The sequence below is a fragment of the Hymenobacter agri genome (genome assembly GCF_054778495.1).
Map to the genome: position 1 here is coordinate 1 of NZ_BAAGZM010000601.1, position 2,562 is coordinate 2,562.

General features: G+C 65.9%; 3 protein-coding genes. 1 reads left to right on the top strand and 2 read right to left on the bottom strand.

Annotated elements, in window-relative coordinates:
• On the top strand, positions 1 to 412 hold a 412-nt coding region (locus ACYVDE_RS19945), incomplete at its 5' end, for a CocE/NonD family hydrolase (protein WP_460503289.1).
• 92 nt (positions 413 to 504) lie between these two features.
• On the opposite strand, the gene ACYVDE_RS19950 is transcribed toward ACYVDE_RS19945, so the two are convergent.
• Entirely contained in the window at positions 505 to 1,158 is a 654-nt protein-coding gene (locus tag ACYVDE_RS19950; protein WP_460503290.1) for an HAD family hydrolase, read from the bottom strand.
• Between the two features lie 212 nt (positions 1,159 to 1,370).
• On the bottom strand, positions 1,371 to 2,562 hold a 1,192-nt coding region (locus ACYVDE_RS19955), incomplete at its 5' end, for a sensor histidine kinase (protein WP_460503291.1).

The window sequence follows — 2,562 nt, forward strand, 5'->3', positions numbered from 1 at the left end:
GGCCCTCACGGTGGCCGGCCCGCTCACGGCCGACCTGTGGGTGAGCACCACCGGCACCGATGCCGACTTCATCGTGAAAGTCATCGACGAGCAGCCCGACGGCACCCAGCGCCTGGTGCGCGCCGAAGTGATGCGCGGCCGCTTCCGCAACAGCTTCAGCAAGCCCGAGGCCTTCCGGCCCAACCAGCCCACCCGGGTGCAGTACGAGCTGCCCGACGTGCTGCACACCTTCGCCGCCGGCCACCGCCTCATGGTGCAGGTGCAAAGCACTTGGTTCCCGCTCGTGGATAGAAACCCGCAGACCTTCGTGCCCATCGCCACGGCCGACGCCAAGGATTTTCAGAAGGCCACCATTCGGGTGTACCACGATGCGGCGCACCCCTCGGCGGTGCGCCTGGCGGTACTGCCGTAATGCGGGGTACCCCGAATTTTCAATTCGGCCCACTGAACGATGCCACGCGTAACCGTCCAACGGGCCGAATTGAAAATTCGGGGTACTCCGCCTTACGCTACCAGTCCGCGCATGAACGCATCCGTGAAATCGGGCGCGAAGTGGCGGACGTTGGATAGGTAGTCGAACTCCGCCACCGCGTGCGTGGTGGTGAGCACCACGGCGTCCATGCCGGCGTTGCGGGCGGCTTCGGCGCCTTTGGGCACGTCTTCGAACACGAGGCACTCGGCGGGCGGCACACCCAGCAGCTCGGCGCAGCGCAGGAACACTTCGGGGTCGGGCTTGCTCACGGCCACGTCGTCGGCGCTCACGATGGCCTGGAAGTAGTGGCGAATGTGGAGGTTATCGAGCACGAAATCGATGTTGAACGGGATGGCGGCCGAGCCGATGGCCATGCGGATGCCGCGCCGGTGGGCGGCTTCCAGAAACGCCGGCAGGCCCGGCAGCAGCGCCAGCTGCGGGCGGAACTCCTGCTGATAGCGGCGCTCTTTTTCGAGGCCCAGCTGGTCCATCTCCTCCAGGGTGAAGCGGTCGGGGCCAAACATGCGGGTGAGCACCTCGCGGTTCTTGCCGTACATCTGCGGCTTTACTTCCTCCCAGGTGAAGCTGCCGCCCAGGTCTTCGTTGAACAGCCGCTGCCAGGCGCGGGTGTGGTATTCCATGTCGTGCACCATCGTGCCGTTGAGGTCGAAGAGGAAGGCTTGCATGCTATGTTTTAGGTGTGCGGTATTGGGTATCGGGAACAAAGGAACGTCATGCTGAGCGGCGAGCGCAGCCGCAGTCGAAGCATCTCTATCGCGCAACTAATCCCATCAATTGGGTTTACTGCTGCACGCGAGATGCTTCGACTGCGGCTGCGCTCGCCGCTTGATGCGCGGAATGCTCAGCATAACGTTCTTTTTCTTTCCTCCGGCCCCGCCTACAAATACAGCCGGAATGTGGTGCCCTGCCCGATTTCACTTTCCACCTCTACCCGGCCGCCGTTGCCCTGCACGATGCGGTTCACGAGGTAGAGGCCCACGCCGGTGCCTTCGGTGTGGGTGTGGAAGCGGCGGAACAGCTGGAACAGCTCGGCTTGGTGGCGGTGGGCGTCGAAGCCCAGGCCGTTGTCTTCGATGAGGAGCAGGGGCGCGCCGTTTTCCTTCCAGAGTGAGAGGTGGATGCGGGCCGTGCGGGCGGGGTCGGCGTACTTCAGGGAGTTGCCGATGAGGTTGAGCAGGATGGTGCGCAGGTTAGCGCGTGAGTAGCGGATGGTGGGCGCAATGGCAAAATCGGTGGTGATGCGGGCGCGGGCGGCCAGCATCTGCGGCTGCAGGGCCTGCAACACCTCGTGGGTTAGTTCGGCGAGGTCGACGGTTTCGACGGGCGCCCCGCTGGCCTGCTTCACCTGGCCCACGGCGGCCAGGTCGTCGATGGTGGTGCCGAGCTGGTGCAGGGCCTGCTCAATCATGGGCAGCAGCAGCTCGCCCTCGGCGGGGTCGGCGAAGGCCACGGTGCGGCGCAGCTCATCGAGCAGGCCCAGCAGGTTGTTGATGGGCTGCTTGAGGTCGTGGCTGGCCGTGTACACGAAGGTGTCGAGGTCGGCGTTGGTGCGGGTGAGGCGGCGGTTGCTTAGGTCGAGGGCGGCGTTGGCGCTGGTCAGGTTCTGGTTGGCTTCGGCCACGCGCTGGCGGCTCTGCACCTGGTCGGTGTTGTCCACGATGAAGGCCAGCAGGCTGCGGGGCTGGTCGGGGGCGGCGGGCAGCAGCTGGTAGGTGAAGTTGAGATAGCGCCGGGCGGGCTCCGTGGCCCCGGGGTGGTGCAGTTCCACGAGGCGCTCGAGGCCCACGAAGGGCTCGCCGGTGGTGAATACCTCATCGAGCACTTGGGTGAGGCCCTGCGTTACGAGCTCGGGCAGGCAGGCGGCCACGGCCTGGCCCAGCTGCGCCCGCCCGCCCACCAGGGCTTGGTAGCGGGCATTGAAAAACGAATACTCGTGTTGCGGGCCCAGCAGGGTGGCCACGGCGGCGGGCACCTGCTCCAGAATCTGTTGCAGGGCCTGCTGTTGCTGGTGCAGATGCTCGCGCTGCCGCTCGGTTTCGGCCAGGGCGCGGCTCAGCTCGGTGGTGCGG